The organism is Haloplanus natans DSM 17983, assembly GCF_000427685.1.
Classification (GTDB): Archaea; Halobacteriota; Halobacteria; order Halobacteriales; family Haloferacaceae; genus Haloplanus; species Haloplanus natans.
The window spans coordinates 1-13,293 of sequence record NZ_ATYM01000004.1; the positions used below are offsets into that span (position 1 = coordinate 1).

The window sequence follows — 13,293 nt, forward strand, 5'->3', positions numbered from 1 at the left end:
CGGTCCGCGACCGCCTGTTTCAGACGTACCCTCGTGGGGTTGAAGCCGTTGCATTGCTACCTCCAAGCCCGCCGCCGGAGTGTTTCAGACGTACCCTCGTGGGGTTGAAGCGGTTTAATAATCGTGCCGTCGGCTGCCACAACTTGTTTCAGACGTACCCTCGTGGGGTTGAAGCTACTACACCCTCTCGCGACGACGACCGCGGTAGCCGTTTCAGACGTACCCTCGTGGGGTTGAAGCGCCCTCGGCACTGCTACCGCTCGCCGCCGGGGTCATGGTTTCAGACGTACCCTCGTGGGGTTGAAGCGTCGCCATCGTCGCCACACTCCCCCTACTCCGGCGTTTCAGACGTACCCTCGTGGGGTTGAAGCCGACCGCCGACCGACCACGACCGGGAGATACGCGACGTTTCAGACGTACCCTCGTGGGGTTGAAGCCTCTGACCTTGACAAGTTGATTGTCTCTTGCCCAGCGTTTCAGACGTACCCTCGTGGGGTTGAAGCGGCGTGTCGTGGTCGGACCCCGACGAATGGCGGAGTTTCAGACGTACCCTCGTGGGGTTGAAGCAGTCATCGTCTCACGGGGATAACGTTTGTCTCTCGTTTCAGACGTACCCTCGTGGGGTTGAAGCGTGGCTATGACTACCTGCATGACATTATTTACGGGAGTTTCAGACGTACCCTCGTGGGGTTGAAGCTCCCGGAATAATCGCAGTACGGCGGCGGGTTCGAAGTTTCAGACGTACCCTCGTGGGGTTGAAGCCAAACCCGAAGGTTGAATGTTGAGACTTGGGAAATAGTTTCAGACGTACCCTCGTGGGGTTGAAGCTCAGCCTGGGAGGTCTCGATCATGACGTCGTCCCGGTTTCAGACGTACCCTCGTGGGGTTGAAGCCCCGTGTTGTTTTGGGCCGCCAGATACCCGCTGGCGTTTCAGACGTACCCTCGTGGGGTTGAAGCGTAGGTGGCCATCGGTATGGAAACGTTCTGCAGTCGTTTCAGACGTACCCTCGTGGGGTTGAAGCCCGGAGAAGGTCGCGTTCGAGACGCCCGACGGGCGGTTTCAGACGTACCCTCGTGGGGTTGAAGCGGTTTGTACGCGAGCCGTTCAATCAGGTGGAGCGCGGTTTCAGACGTACCCTCGTGGGGTTGAAGCGTCACACTTGCTAAGGGGATTGTCCCGCCCCGCGGTTTCAGACGTACCCTCGTGGGGTTGAAGCGAGGCCTCGGTCGAGGAGCAGATCCGCCGCGACGCACGTTTCAGACGTACCCTCGTGGGGTTGAAGCCTCGCAGGAGATGCCGATGAGGCGGCTCGCGCCGGTTTCAGACGTACCCTCGTGGGGTTGAAGCTTCGACGCGACAAACAGGCGTCTTTAGCCCGTGCCGTTTCAGACGTACCCTCGTGGGGTTGAAGCTTCACCCGCGTCGCGGACGCCGTTGGCCGCCGCGCCGTTTCAGACGTACCCTCGTGGGGTTGAAGCGACATCGCACTCGTCGTTCGGGCAGACGTACGTGTGTTTCAGACGTACCCTCGTGGGGTTGAAGCCACCCCACCGCCGGGGTATATCGACGATTTACAGGGTTTCAGACGTACCCTCGTGGGGTTGAAGCCTGCCGACCCTGTGGGTCGACGTATTCTTGAGCCCGCGTTTCAGACGTACCCTCGTGGGGTTGAAGCGCCGCCTCGGACGTGCGGACGTACAAGTCGGCCGTTTCAGACGTACCCTCGTGGGGTTGAAGCAACGGGACGCTGACGGGGTCGGAGCAAAGCGCGGTTTCAGACGTACCCTCGTGGGGTTGAAGCGGTCTGTGGTTCGAATCCGCTCCCGTCGTTGGGAACGGTTTCAGACGTACCCTCGTGGGGTTGAAGCCTATGTAAGAGGCATGAATCTCACCATGCGCCCGTGTTTCAGACGTACCCTCGTGGGGTTGAAGCCATCATTACCAGTAGGTGCGTCACCTATTACTAGTTTCAGACGTACCCTCGTGGGGTTGAAGCGACGAGCGCGCCCTGCAGTTCCGGCAGCTCGCCCCGGTTTCAGACGTACCCTCGTGGGGTTGAAGCGTCGTGGGTGCGCGACAGTGAACGTGTCATAGTATCAGTTTCAGACGTACCCTCGTGGGGTTGAAGCATACCATGTTAGCTGATTGTGACCATCCCGAAGCGAGGTTTCAGACGTACCCTCGTGGGGTTGAAGCCGATGACTGACCCGCGAATGAATAGCACCCGGCCGTTTCAGACGTACCCTCGTGGGGTTTCATCGAAGGTAGTCTGAGCCATATGTGCGTCTCTGTGATGGCTGAGCTATGAACCTGGCTGTTCGGAGGAGAACGATCCGGCTGATCCAGTACACTCTGTCCCTAATGCCGACTTATTGGAGAAGTCGTCACTGGAACACTGCTATTCTCCGCTCAAGCGGCCTAATCAGGGGGTGACACACCACCGTTTCTGATGCTCGACAGATATTTAGTGTAAGCTTGTTTTAGAAGATACTATGCGACTGGAAGCGACCGCAAAGCAGGACGAATACAAGGTCTGGATGACCGACGCCGAACTCGAAGAGCTGCGGCGGGCCGCTGCGAACCATCGCGACGATCTCATCATCCAACTCGGTGGCTACGTCGGCCTCCGAGCCTTCGAAATTCCGCAGATCCGTCCGGAGCACGTGAAACGCACGCCGGACGGCGATCACTACCGGCTCCGGGTTCCAGAGGGGAAGGACACGACCGGGAACGGCGGGAAGCCCCGTGATGCCTACCTCCCCGCGGACGTCGAGGGCGACGTTCATCGCTACCAGACTGCCGAAGATATAGCGCCACACGATTTATTGATCGATCTCACCGAGCGCGGCGTCCGCGACGTTGTGAAGCGCACGGCCGAGCGTGCGGCCGCCGAAACCGGCGACGACGACTACCAGTACGTGAGTTCCCACGATCTCCGCCGACGCTTCGCGCAGCGACTCCTCGTCGACCGCCAGATGAATCCTCGCGTCGTGATGGCCGTCGGCGGCTGGGATAGCTTCCAGGCCATCGAACCCTACCTCAACGCGCCGACCGCCGACGTCGTCAACGATGCCTTCGAGGAGGCCGGGCTCGCATGACCGAAGACGACGTCGACCCCGAGGACCCGCGACCAAAGGGCCACTACCCGCGATTCGCGGACAACGAGTGGCACTACGTTCCGGACAAACTCGCACAGACGATCTCGCTCGGGCCGGGCGGCGACGGCGAAGAAGGGCAAAACTGGGTGCTCACGTACACACCGGAGCAGCGAGATGAGGATGACCGCGAGAAAGTCCTCGTTCGGCTGACGCCGCGGGCGCTCCAAGAGCTCTATGTCGAGACAAAGAACCTCTCACCGGACGCCCGGCAGGCAGGGCATACAGCTGAGTGCGACCTCTGCGGTGAATCCGTCCCGCTCGAGAATGCTGTCCCGAACCCGAGAGGCGAGCCGGCACACAAACAGTGTTACGTCGACGCCTACGGCGGGCCAGAGTGGCTCCAAGACTACTAACCCGTGCATCAAAAAGGCCACTACGGCGCGGCGTTGGTCGCCTACGCACCCATTGTGTTCATCCTGACTGCGCTCGGCTACACCACGCTCGGAGTGCTCGGTGGTGCCGTCGTCGTTGGCGGGGCCATGCTTCCCGACGTCGATCAACGAATCCCCGGCGTGAAACACCGAGGACCAACACATACCGTGTGGTTCGCGCTCGCTGTCGGCACGGTCGTCGGTGTCGGTGGCCTACTACTGGGGGCGTCCCGTGGGGTGCTGGCCGCACTCGGGACGGGACTGTTCGGCGCCGTCGTCGGGACCGTCACCGTGGTGGCTCACATCCTCGCCGACGTACTCACACCGACCGGTGTCCGTCCGTTCTCGCCCGTGCGTGGCGAGAAGTACACGCTCGACGTCGTCACGGCTGCGAACCCGATAGCGAACTACGCCCTGCTCGTGATCGGTGCCGTGGTCGCCAGTGTGGCGGTTGCCGGCGGGCTCGCGCTCAGTACTTAACCAACATACGGCCCAGAAGACCGGCAGTTGTTGGTTAAGACCGTGGACAGGAGCAGGCGTACGCCATCGTCGCTGCTGGGCTGACGCCTACGGTTCCCCCGATGGTTCACTGACCACACGTAGCGAAAATCGGTGAAACTGAAGGATACGCCGGCGAGGGAAGCGGTTTCCCGGGCACGAGGGTAAGGGTTGTACCAGAGAGAACCGGGTTCCAGAGCACGCTATGGGAGCAAATCGCGGAGATCGTCCTCGTCGAGCGCATCGTGATCCGCGAAGTATTGCTCAACATCGGACACCTGCTCCAGCGCCGTGATCTCCTCAGCTTTCGCCTCTGCACTCGGACTGTACGCTGCCAGCGCCTTGTGGGGGTAGTCGTGGTACGGATCGATGAAGAAGAGATAGATGACATGATACTCCGTGTCTCCATGTGGGATTTCGTCAACGACCTTGGTGTACAATCGGCACTGATCACCGACGGTGATGATATCGAGGTTGGCGATACGCTCATAGATGAACGAGCTGGGTGGTGCCTCGCTCGTGACGATGTTCAGGAGCCGGGTGATGACCTCCTCCTGTTCCGAGGCATCGAGTGCAGCAAAATCTGTAGCGGCTTCCCCAGCAAAGATGACCTTCGTCTCTTCGTCCGACAGTGATACGTAGCTCACATCTGCCTCAGGAAAAGTCGGTTAGTACTTCAGTAGAGACTCGAGGTCCTCTTTGCTCGCTGTATTCCCTTCGGCGATGTCCTCAATGCCGCGAAGAACGCCCTCAGGAACCTCAGGACGATCTCCGTCCTCGGCGTCGCCCTCGCGGTCGTCGCCAGCGGGGTGGAGACTCATTGATGAAATACCGGTGCTCCTCTGTAATAAGCCTGTGGACCGCTACGCGGAAGCCGGTGACTCAGACCGATCACCACTGTTGTGATATCTTCCCTTGACGATGTACGTGGTCTTCTATACACTTGCGTGATTATGGAGACCCAACAATGGCGGCTGACGATGTTGAGACGCTCCGACTTCTCTGTATGGGAGACAACCACGGGGACGTTGACTCTCTGGAACGGGTCGTCGACGGAACTGAAGACGAAGAATTCGACTTCGTAATTCACGTCGGCGATATTACGAATGCGTGGTTCGATGGCGTCGACGAAGGTCGGGAACAGCTCGATGCGGTCACGCCGTATTTCAAGACGCTCCACGAGCGGGGAGAGCTCCTCTACATCTGGGGGAATCGGGACGGGGCAATCGGTCCAGAACAGCCGTTCCAAGACTACCACCTTCCAGGGACGTTCATCCCCGAAGATGACAGTATCACCGTTGCTGGAGAGACGTTCACGCAAAATCCCGAGCTAGTCGAAGACGAGACAATCCTCGTGAATCACTACTGGCACCCCGAACTGCTGGAACACTTCGCGGGGAAGGCATACTTCTCTGGTCATATACACACCGGTCGCTACAAGAACAAGGCTCTCAATACCGCATTCCTCTACCGAACGGCAGACCATGGTGCAGACGCGCTTCTCGGCGCGTACTTCGTCGTTGAGATCGCCCCTGACGGAACGTGGGAGGTCGATTTCCGAAACATCGGGCAGGTTCGCAAAGGAATCTGTCCCAAACACCAGGCGCTCGGTGTGCAGTTCGTCCCCGACTACTGGCGAAACGACTGTCAATTCTGCTACGACGAAGAGGAATTCTACAGTGAGGTCGTCCGCACAGTGCTCTACGGACTGGGAACGATACAAGAGGAAGCCGAGACTGATGAAGTGGTCGAATCTGCAGCGTCAACGTTCGGGGCTACTCCATCGTCGTTCGAATCGAAACTGCGAGAGTTTCTCGAAGAGCGGACAGCGGATCACTCATAGCGGCCACTATGGGACGAGAACCAGGATCTATGCCGGTTCGGTCCGGAACCGAGTGATTGGGACGTCGGTGACGTCGTCGTAGTCGTCGTCCGCACCGACCAGGAGCATCCCGTCGACGTGCGCTGCGGTCCCGAGCGCAAAAGCATCGCCAAGCGCCGGAGAGTAGCGGAATTTGAAGTCGGCTGCTGACGCCCAGGTCTGTTCGGTGTCGACGCGACGGATGCCGCTTTCCTCGAGGACGTCGACGACAGCATCAGCGCGCTCCTCGCCGTCAATCGCCCGGACGATGTAGTGGACCTCGGCGAGATTGATCGCCGAGATGTAGCCGTCTGCTGCGCCTTCAACGGCGTCAACGTACGTTTCGACGGTGTCGCTCCCCGGTTCGTTGCAGAAATAGGCGATGAGTGGTTCGGCGTCGAAGACGATCGTTTCGGGAATCTCTGCCCCGTCCGTCATGCGTCAGCCTCGTCGTCACCAGCGTAGCGCTGCCGCAACTCCTCTTCACTGGCTTTGTCCGCTGCACGTTCCTTCCGTAGGCGTTCGGTTGCCGAGCGCCCCTGCTCGTCGGTTTTCCCTTCCAGAACCCCACGCAGGTCTGTAACCGAGTGGATGGGGCGAACGACGATCTCACCCTCTTCGGTCCGAATGAACTTCACACGGCCGGGCGTGTCGATACCCAACTCCTCGCGGAACTCCTTCGGGATGGTGGCTTGCCCGCGTGAGGATACAGACACCACTTTTTCAGACTCTGTCTTACTCATACTATCCTTTATCATTACTTTGGTACAGTCATACAAAAGACTAGCGTTGGGTTCGGTAGTTAGCGAATCAAGCTGGTCATTACAGTCGACACCACTCGGAGCACCGCCTTAACCAACGAGTCCGATTGTATCGGCTGTTTGTTGGTTAATCGATTCACATTCCGATTGTATTCGGAGTACTCGAGCTACAGTATCCGTGTTATTCGCAGCTCGACTGTGGGCATAATAATTAAGGTGGAATCCAATGTGGGAGTAGATACAGCCAATGTGGTCCCCACAAACTGCCGTCCAGCGATTTTTCACAGACCAATGTGCAGCTTTGGCTTGCCCTCTACCGCCACACACCCGCCTTCCGCGAACAACGACTGCCGATTTCTCCACCGGATCGCTCATACCAATCACAACGAGTATCGCTCGGAGTGTCTGAAGTGGGTGGGCGCGACACGCAGATTACGGTGTACGTCACGGACGAACGCAAGGCCGAACTCAAACAGCGCGCCGATGAGGAGGACACCTCCATGTCCGGGATCATCAACGACATGATCGACCGCCAGCTCCAGCAGGACGCCCAGGACGCGATAGCCTCAGAGGCCCGGGCTGAAGAGCGAATTCAGGAGCTGATCTCAGTCGGCACCGAGCAAATGGTCGAGACCGCCAAGGAGATCCGCGATATGAACGCGAAGTTCGGTGCTTACACAATCGCCAACTTCGAACTGATGAAACAGGATCGGTCAGCGCACGTCCGGAAGGATGCGCTCGATACGGGCGCTCGTCGGATCCGCCAAGATCTCGAGACAGGTATCCAGGAGGTGGGTGAGGACACGTCGGCCACGGAGGCGAGTGCTGAGACCACGACTGGTTCGACCACGACACAGCGGCCCACGTCCGACGGAGCCCCCGACTCGCCTGATCCGGCCACCGACGACACGCCAGACGACGTCGACGAGACGACAGACGGCTCCGACGATGCAGAGAGCGATGCGGACGATGGCAGCGACCTCTTCACCAAACTTCGGAGTGATCGCGAATGAAGGTCTTCACGGACACCAACTACCGCGAGCACGGTGCGCGGAACCTCGTCGAGTATCTGGATAAGGAGAAGGGGCTTGAGAACCGCGCCGGCGAGGAGATGTCCGACGAGGAGATCGAGGCGTTCATCGAGAAGTCCGAAGAATACGAGTTCGAGCGGGAGGTCATCATCTCGCCGCAGAACGGCACCGACCTCTCTGACGACCAATTCAGTCTGTACACTCGGCAGGTGATGAGCGAGTTTTGCAAGGACCGCAATACAGCGACGTACTGTTATGCAATCCATCGCGATACTGATCATCCACACGCCCAAGTTGCACTGACTGGAACGAAACGCGACCTCTGGATGGACAAAGAGGACTGCGAACAGCTCCGCGAGCGCGCCCAAGAGCAGTTCCACGACCAGCATCGCGAACTCACCAAGGAACTCTCGCACCAGTTCGAACAGACGTTGCAGCACGAGACCACACACGACCTAGAGACTGAATCCGATCGGGATCTGGACCAGGAACAAGACTCCGGACCAGCCCCCGAGCAGGCACAAGCACAGGGGCCTGACTCGTGAGCGCCCGTACTGATTCCGAGTCACAGAGCAAGGACTACCGGCAAGAAGACGAGGTCGAGATTTTCTTCCAGATTGCGGCCGTGATGACGGCTGCACTGCTGTTGCCCTGGGTGTATGCCATCCTCGAACGCGCGAATTTCTACGACTTCAAATTCGACGGGTTACACCGGAGTCGCGCGCTCTGGCTCGTCCCCCTGTTCTATCTGGTGGGCGCAGTCGGCACTGTCCTGCTGTTTCCAGCGCATCTCCAGCTGTTCTGGGCGTTCCACGTCCTGCTGCTCGCACAGATCGCCGAAGTCCTCCTTCATCAGGCCGGCTATCTGACCGGCTTGTCGCTGCCGCTCATCGAGCAGTTCACGCCGCTCCGTGTGGGTGGCTTCGTCGTCGTACTCGGAAGCGCAGTGTATGCAGCCCAGCGACTGCGGAGTTGGGATACGGAACGCGAACTCCGTCGAATCATCGACGACGGGAACTACGTCCTCCCGTTTCAGGGCCTCTCTGCAGCAAGTGATCGCATGAGTCTCTCGCGGTTTGTCCCGCTCCGCAAGGACCGATCGATTCTCGTCCTCGGAGAGACGGGCGCCGGGAAGACCGAGACGATCAAGCTCCTCACTCACCAGATGCAGGCCGGAACTGGCGATCCGTTCGTTGTCTTCGACTACAAAGGCGAATATCAGGAGAACTTTGAACAGGACCACGATCACGAGAACCTGATCTACCTCTCGTCGACGGACGCAACCGAATACTGGAATCTCTTCGCCGAAATCGAACGCGAAGCCGATATCGACGAAATCGGCCGGGCGCTGTTTCCCCACACAGATGGGTCAGAATTCTTCAGCCAAGCTGGCCGCCAACTGTTCGTTGCCGTCGTGACGTACCTTCATCGAGAAGCCCAGGCGAGCGATACGACACCGACGAACGCCGACCTCGTGGCGTTCGTCCAGTCGACGGATAAGCAAGAGATGCACGAGCGGCTCACGGACTATTCGGATCTCACTGCGGCAGCGTCGGCAATCGACCCGGATTCGGAACGACAGGCGGCCGGCGTCTACGCGAACTTCCAGCAAGTCATCGCTGACCTCTTCCGCGGTGATTTCGCAGAGGCAGGCGAATTTTCGATTCGCGAGTATATGAACGATCCACAGGGACGGACGTTACTGTTGGATTTCCCGATTACAGAGAGCGATGCAGTCCAACCCGCGTTTCGGTTCTTCATCGACTGGGCGGCACGGTTTGCACTCGCGAACGAGCAGGACACGTACTTTGTCCTCGACGAGTTTGCGCGGCTCCCTGGCCTCCGCAAGATCGGCGACCTGATCAATGCAGGCCGGGGCCGAAACACCCAGCTCTTGCTCGGTGTGCAGTCGGTCGCACAACTCCACGACACCTACGGAAAAGACCGGGCGAACGCGCTGTTGAGCGGCCTCGTCCAATCAGTCATCATGCGCGTTGGCGATGCAGCGAGTGTTGAGTACGCGCAATCACAGATCGGCCGTGAGAAACAGCACCGTTCCGTCCCTGTCCACGACCGCGACGGCCGCTCGGTTGGCCGGCAGGAGCTTCAAGATGAAACCCATCCAATCGTCGAAAGCGATCTCGAACGCCTCAACGATGGCGAGGCGATCGTCGTCGTCCCCGACGGCTGGCTGCGCGGCCTAATCACCCGTTTTACAGCCATTCGGACGCAGCTCGAGCGGGCGCTTGAGCGCACACCGGAGTAGTGACTAGAGAGCGATCAGGGATCTCGGCTAGCGCTCCGGATCAGTGATCCGAAGTTCGCCATCGACCTCGTAGAGCCACCCGGAGTTGAGCAGCCGTTCGATAACGTACTCCGCATCAGCCGTTTCATCCGGGAAGTCCTCAGCAGCGAGCAGGAGGTCCTTGGCCTGGTCCTGCGAGAGCTCCGTCTGCTGATCCAGCGTCCCCGACACAAGGATCTGATAGGCATCCTCGATCCAATCGGGCAGCGACCGGGGTTCGTTTGACCACATCGTCAGATCTCAGATGGCTAGTGCTTCGTGTCACAGCCAATTAAGAGCCGCTGTCTGGGAACTACGTGGTCCTCACTCTCGGGTTCCCTCCATCCTCGAGAGCCGTCGAAGAGGTCGGACCTCGAAATCGATCGTAGCGATGCAGGCGGAATTACGGAGAGTCGTGGACTGGCTCGAGGATGCCGACCGCGCTGAACCGGACGTCGACGGCGCCACAGCCAGCGCAGTCGTCGACGAACGCACAGACCTGCAACGAAGTCTCTAACTCTCGGAGGGCCCCACACACCGAACACTCGTACGAGGTCCGATATCGAACGGGTATTCGACTATCTCTTTCTTGCGTGTGGGGCGCTGTTGTCGACGATGGCTCTTGGTTGTGTTCAGGTGCCGTGTCTGCTTGGCCTGGATCGGACTGGTCGGGTGAACCGTGCCACATGTCGTCGGGGAGACTGTCGTAGAGTCGATCGGGGTCGCTGTCAGTGTCGTCGACGGGGACAGCGTCAGCTGGTCGTGTTGGTTCCGCTGATTCCTAGTGTGTTTCTGACCCGGCATCGTCGACACCAGCAGAGCGATCAGTCGGTGGGAAGGCTGTCGTTGACGCGCTGATCGCGACGTACTCCGTACTGTCGTGGAGTTCGCCATCGATTGCAGCGGCGAGTTCAGCGAGGGGGTTCGCGATCTGTGGCTCGGCATAGTTCTCGACACCCGTCTCGAATAACCAGTCGCGAAAGGCGGTTGCTGTCTCAACGTCGAGCGTAAACGATGGGGTTGGTGACATCAGTGACTCGCTCCATCCCTCTTGGGAACAACAAACCAGCGCTCACCCGCTATCCACCAACCGACGAGTGACAGTAGTGGTAGTGAGGTTGTAGGATGCCGTTGAATGGGCGTACAGCTATTTGTTTCAGGGATATCAGAGCCGAACCTATCACTACGTGGGTGTGCCTATTGGCTGCCGGAGATTCTACCACTTCAGAGAGCTGTTCTGATAACCGTGCGAGATACAGAGCGCATATCTTGCAGATAATTACGATTGTTCGGACGACGACGAGCTCCCCGTTTTGATCCTGCAATTGTGAGGGCTTCAACGTCCCTAACCGGAGCGTCGATGAGAAGCAATCAAATAGGGCTGGTTGAGAACCTCTGTTCGTGGACGGGGTCGTGGATTATTTATTAAGAGGGGTGACAAGCTTGTACGATTCGACGAGAGCTTCTTCGACTTCTTCTGGTATCTCGTCCTCTTCGTCAAGCATACGAGAATAATTGAAACTCCCGTCCCAACTTTCCGTCTTGTCGAAGTTGGAGTCTCCGATAATAACCTCGGGGGTTGAGCCGTAGACGCTTATCTTTGCCGATGGATCAACGTATACACGCGGCCCCGGCGTCACCGCCGCGAACAGGCTACCTCGTCCCTTACCGTCGGGGTAGAAACTGTAACCGTTAGTCCGTTCCCGCGTGTGGACCGGGAGTAGTTCTTCTACACGGTCGCGGATGTCTTCCATAATTAACGTCGACACCTTCTCAGTTCGGAAGTCATCTAACGCCATGTCTTCAGGATTGTATTATCAGATAGTAAAACACACGAATCGAATAACCGACACTAGGATGCCTAGACAAAGAGATTAGCTAGGTCAACTAGTATCACATAGCAAATAGGCCGTCGATTTATCCCTATCGAACTTGGCCGTCTCACGGTAAATGAATCCCAGCATGTCTGCCGCTATCCCCCTGGCGACTGTCTGTTCGGCCTCTGCTTGCCCTCTTTGTTCGACGTACGGCAATATTTCCCCCTTTGAGGTGTGTCACGCCATCCGGTAAACGTCATAGTTTACGACAGATATCGACATTCCTCTCGGATTTGCCTGACGCATATGCTAACTTCATCCTCTACATATTTCACCGGTCTTCTGATAGAGTTCAGAGAAATCGTTACGCATCACGGTGCGTGTGCACTCTGTATTGACCAGTGTAGGCATAGCGAAGAATGAGTAGATGCTGTTATCAGGTTGTGGCTGCCGGCCGACCGGAGGGAGGCCGGGAGCGGAGGGTGGGGAGGTGGGGCGTCTACTGGGCGGTGGTCGCAAGAAAAAACGAGGGAGGAGTTCGCTCAGTGCAGGGTGTCCGGCTCCTGGTCGAGGATGACACCCGGGTCTTTCGTTCCGTGTCTGGCCTCGTAGGCGTCGACGAGCTCGCAGTTGTACCGGCTGATCCGGCTCGTCGATGTCGGCACGACCGTACTGGTCGCCGCCGCAACCTGCTTGTGGGTGAGATGCTTCTGAGGCGTCAACCGATCGGCACCATAGAGTGCCGCCGCCGCGATGGTGAGCCGCGACGTCCCCGGCCCGACCGGCTCTTGATCGCCCAGCTTCATCAGGTGGTGTGCCAGCCGCCACGTCCGCACGGCTGCACTCCCCGGGATGGCGTCGTCATCGAGCGCGTCCACGACCGTCATCACCGCGTTCGGTCGGGTAACGGAGACAGTGTCGACCCCGAGTTCACACCGAATCTTCCGCGCCGCAGCACACACCCGCTCGTGAGGTGCCTTCGTGTAGGTCGCCACGTCGACGTCGATTGCCTCGCGCTCAATCCGCGACTCGCGCGCTGCGAGGAGCATGGCACCGCCCGCGAGTGCCTCCCAGGCCATCCGCCCGCCGGCCAACCGCGCCTCTGAGGCGCGTCGGAGGTATCGTGCCGCCGTCTTGACGACGTGCCCCGGCAGCCCCAGGTTGCCGCCGATCATCTCGATATCGCGCAGCCCCTCGTTGAGCCGCTTCGTCCGCTTGCGACCCTCACCGAACTGGTAGCGCTTGTGCCACTTCCGGAGACGCTGGAACTTCTTCCACTGCTTGTTACTGAGCGGATTTCCGTGTCCGTCAGTGCTCTTCGTTATCTTCGTGTGGAGGCCCTTGTCCGTCCGCAGCGGGTCCACCGTCTCGATGCTCTGCTCAGCGTTCCCGATCATCCCCAGATCGCCCAGCGTCGGGCTCCGATCGACCCACTCGGCCGCGACGACCAGGCCACAGTCCGTACAGAACGACTCCTCATCGTGGGTCACAACTCGACCCTCGCACTCCG

General features: G+C 59.0%; 15 protein-coding genes and 1 CRISPR repeat array. Of the genes, 7 read left to right on the forward strand and 8 right to left on the reverse strand.

Going from position 1 to position 13,293, the window contains the following annotated elements:
* Positions 1–16 precede the first annotated feature (16 nt).
* A CRISPR array of direct repeats spans positions 17–2,262; the repeat unit is 30 nt; unit sequence GTTTCAGACGTACCCTCGTGGGGTTGAAGC.
* A gap of 232 nt (positions 2,263–2,494) precedes the next feature.
* Genes HALNA_RS01870 through HALNA_RS01880 form a run of 3 tightly spaced genes read left to right on the forward strand, consistent with a single transcriptional unit; the run spans position 2,495 to position 4,011 of the window.
* The gene (locus HALNA_RS01870; RefSeq protein WP_049934614.1) at positions 2,495–3,100 is read left to right on the forward strand and encodes a site-specific integrase; all 606 of its coding nucleotides are present in this window, start codon (positions 2,495–2,497) and stop codon (positions 3,098–3,100) included.
* The gene (locus tag HALNA_RS01875) at positions 3,097–3,513 is read left to right on the forward strand and encodes a hypothetical protein (RefSeq protein WP_049934615.1); all 417 of its coding nucleotides are present in this window, start codon (positions 3,097–3,099) and stop codon (positions 3,511–3,513) included. The genes HALNA_RS01870 and HALNA_RS01875 overlap by 4 nt, the downstream gene beginning before the upstream one ends.
* Positions 3,514–3,516: 3 nt before the next feature.
* Positions 3,517–4,011: a metal-dependent hydrolase gene (locus HALNA_RS01880; protein ID WP_049934617.1), complete on the forward strand. Its 495-nt coding sequence runs from the start codon at positions 3,517–3,519 to the stop codon at positions 4,009–4,011.
* 221 nt (positions 4,012–4,232) lie between these two features.
* Here HALNA_RS01880 and HALNA_RS01885 read toward each other — a convergent pair whose 3' ends face one another.
* The gene (locus tag HALNA_RS01885) at positions 4,233–4,676 is read right to left on the reverse strand and encodes a hypothetical protein (RefSeq protein WP_049934618.1); all 444 of its coding nucleotides are present in this window, start codon (positions 4,674–4,676) and stop codon (positions 4,233–4,235) included.
* A gap of 21 nt (positions 4,677–4,697) precedes the next feature.
* Positions 4,698–4,850: a hypothetical protein gene (locus HALNA_RS19670; RefSeq protein ID WP_157573400.1), complete on the reverse strand. Its 153-nt coding sequence runs from the start codon at positions 4,848–4,850 to the stop codon at positions 4,698–4,700.
* 146 nt (positions 4,851–4,996) lie between these two features.
* On the opposite strand from HALNA_RS19670, the gene HALNA_RS01890 reads away from it, so the two are divergent.
* A complete protein-coding gene (locus HALNA_RS01890) occupies positions 4,997–5,872 on the forward strand; it encodes a metallophosphoesterase family protein (RefSeq protein ID WP_049934620.1) in 876 nt (291 codons plus the stop codon).
* Between the two features lie 27 nt (positions 5,873–5,899).
* On the opposite strand, the gene HALNA_RS01895 is transcribed toward HALNA_RS01890, so the two are convergent.
* Positions 5,900–6,328 carry a PIN domain-containing protein gene (locus HALNA_RS01895; protein WP_049934622.1) on the reverse strand — a complete coding sequence of 143 codons (429 nt, stop codon included), beginning with the start codon at positions 6,326–6,328 and terminating at the stop codon, positions 5,900–5,902.
* Positions 6,325–6,633, reverse strand: coding sequence for an AbrB/MazE/SpoVT family DNA-binding domain-containing protein (locus HALNA_RS01900; protein ID WP_084509863.1), 309 nt, complete (start codon positions 6,631–6,633; stop codon positions 6,325–6,327). The genes HALNA_RS01895 and HALNA_RS01900 overlap by 4 nt, the downstream gene beginning before the upstream one ends.
* Before the next feature lie 455 nt (positions 6,634–7,088).
* Between HALNA_RS01900 and HALNA_RS01905 the strand changes: the two genes are divergently transcribed.
* The 3 genes from HALNA_RS01905 to HALNA_RS01915 are packed head-to-tail and all read left to right on the forward strand — an operon-like array spanning position 7,089 to position 9,948.
* Positions 7,089–7,664, forward strand: a complete 576-nt coding sequence (locus HALNA_RS01905) for a hypothetical protein (protein WP_157573401.1) — start codon at positions 7,089–7,091, stop codon at positions 7,662–7,664.
* Positions 7,661–8,227 carry a relaxase/mobilization nuclease domain-containing protein gene (locus HALNA_RS01910; RefSeq protein WP_049934627.1) on the forward strand — a complete coding sequence of 189 codons (567 nt, stop codon included), beginning with the start codon at positions 7,661–7,663 and terminating at the stop codon, positions 8,225–8,227. Before HALNA_RS01905 ends, HALNA_RS01910 begins: the two co-directional genes overlap by 4 nt.
* Positions 8,224–9,948, forward strand: coding sequence for a type IV secretory system conjugative DNA transfer family protein (locus HALNA_RS01915; RefSeq protein ID WP_049934628.1), 1,725 nt, complete (start codon positions 8,224–8,226; stop codon positions 9,946–9,948). Before HALNA_RS01910 ends, HALNA_RS01915 begins: the two co-directional genes overlap by 4 nt.
* Positions 9,949–9,975: 27 nt before the next feature.
* Here HALNA_RS01915 and HALNA_RS01920 read toward each other — a convergent pair whose 3' ends face one another.
* The 4 genes from HALNA_RS01920 to HALNA_RS01930 form a co-directional block, all read right to left on the reverse strand.
* Entirely contained in the window at positions 9,976–10,218 is a 243-nt protein-coding gene (locus tag HALNA_RS01920; protein WP_049934629.1) for a hypothetical protein, read from the reverse strand.
* 529 nt (positions 10,219–10,747) lie between these two features.
* Positions 10,748–10,996, reverse strand: coding sequence for a hypothetical protein (locus HALNA_RS19675; RefSeq protein ID WP_157573402.1), 249 nt, complete (start codon positions 10,994–10,996; stop codon positions 10,748–10,750).
* Positions 10,997–11,384: 388 nt separating this feature from the next.
* The gene (locus HALNA_RS01925; RefSeq protein WP_157573403.1) at positions 11,385–11,720 is read right to left on the reverse strand and encodes a hypothetical protein; all 336 of its coding nucleotides are present in this window, start codon (positions 11,718–11,720) and stop codon (positions 11,385–11,387) included.
* Between the two features lie 605 nt (positions 11,721–12,325).
* A complete protein-coding gene (locus HALNA_RS01930; protein ID WP_211225980.1) occupies positions 12,326–13,273 on the reverse strand; it encodes a transcription initiation factor IIB in 948 nt (315 codons plus the stop codon).
* Positions 13,274–13,293: the final 20 nt, after the last annotated feature.